This window comes from Aeromonas sp. HMWF014 (genome assembly GCF_963878295.1).
GTDB lineage: Bacteria > Pseudomonadota > Gammaproteobacteria > Enterobacterales > Aeromonadaceae > Aeromonas > Aeromonas popoffii.
On sequence record NZ_CAWNYS010000542.1, the window covers coordinates 1 to 1,690 of the forward strand.

Below are 1,690 nucleotides of genomic sequence, written 5' to 3' on the forward strand. Positions count from 1 at the left end.
GGAACAGTTGCGCAGTATTGGCGTGGCCATCTCTTATCGCATTGAAAAAAATGGAAAAAATAACTCTTGATGAGCAGTGAATACCTGGAAAAGGTACTCAATGTTGGCCTCAACAAATTGGGTGAAAGTTAACAAAATGTTCACGCTCTCGCCCTGGCTCATCAGGCCTATGGAATATTCTCAACCACAAAATTGTCTGGGTCACGCCAAGATATTACTTTATAACTTTTCTTTATCATGTTCTTATCTTTATAAAAACCGACTATCTCTGATGGATACCATCCATATCCGAACAAAAATAGAACTCCGTAGTCAATTAGATTATTAATCATTACAACCGTATCACTTTCAGTCGAAAATGATTGCGTCATACAATCCCCATCGACTATAAAACCAATATTAATCATATCACTAACCAATCTCTCATTGTTAGCTATCAATCTGATTTTGTTACTGTTTATATCAGTAACGACAAGTGTATTATCTGGCCTTTTGTTCACTTCACTTTTACCCTCAAAAATACTGGTGTTGATGTAGGCACGGAGTCAATAACAAGCTCTGGTGCACCACCTGGCAGATGTTGCCCTGGGCCTTTAAAGTAATCATTACCAGATAGCGGACTCCTAGGGTTCATTTCTGAAATACCGTCTATTCTTCTTACATTAAAACCTTCTGATAAAGAACCTGGATTTAGCCCCATATCCTTTTCAATTATTGAAGCTGTGGATTGAGATATAGTAACACTATCGGAATTAACCTCACCGAAATATTTCACCGCTCCATGTTTATCTGTAACGAATGTACCATCCCTACCTATTGATGGATATTGGTCCCAACTAGAAGGACTTATATTAAAACCTTGGTTATCAGACAGCATTTTATGCTGCCTAGCTTGAGCAGCCACCACACTCGGCGGCTCTTCCGGCCCACCTTGCAAGCTTGGGCTGGCTTTACCATCAATATTATTCAGCCCATTTTCTTTTACATTCGTCAACCCCAGCGGATCCACCCAACCGGTCGGGTTGGGGGCATACTGGTAGTTGTTAAGCCCGCCAGCCAAGCCTATCGGGTCGGGGGTGATAAATCTACCCGTTTCAGGCTGGTAGTAGCGGTAACGGTTGTAGTGAAGACCGGTCTCGGCATCAAAATACTGCCCTTGAAAACGCAAAGGAGTGGCAACCTCGGCGATCTCTTCCCGCCACACATTGCCATAGGCGCGATAACGCACCTGCCAGGCAGTCGCCCCATTATCACGAGTCAACGCCAGCGGGGTACCGAGGTGGTCAAGCTGGTAGTGGAATACCCCGGCATCCGTCCCTTCCCCTTCCAGCTGCACCAATGGCTTGAAGCTGCCCGGTTCATAGATAAAGCTGCGGTACTGCTCGTCGGTGCGACGTTTATCATCACCAAGCTGATAACTGCTTTCGGCAATCAGGTTGTTGGCCTGCCACAAGAATTCGGTGACCTGCTCGCCGTTTACTCTACCCACCCTCTTGCGAATACGGCGGCCAAAGGCGTCGTAGTCATAATTGGCCGTGGTGCCATCCGGCAGTTCAGCCCTGATCAGCTGATGCTGGCAGTCATACTGATAACGGGTAACCAACGACTGGCCTTTGCCACGGCGCTCGATGGCCAGTCGGCCAAATTCGTCGTACTCAAAATGGCGATCGCCACTCAACAGCAGCCGGTT

General features: G+C 46.6%; 1 protein-coding gene. It reads right to left on the minus strand.

Annotated elements, in window-relative coordinates; all coding sequences use genetic code 11:
• Window positions 1-496 precede the first annotated feature (496 nt).
• Window positions 497-1,690: RHS repeat domain-containing protein (locus tag AAC083_RS21145; protein WP_258224810.1), on the minus strand; the 1,194-nt coding region annotated here is incomplete at its 5' end.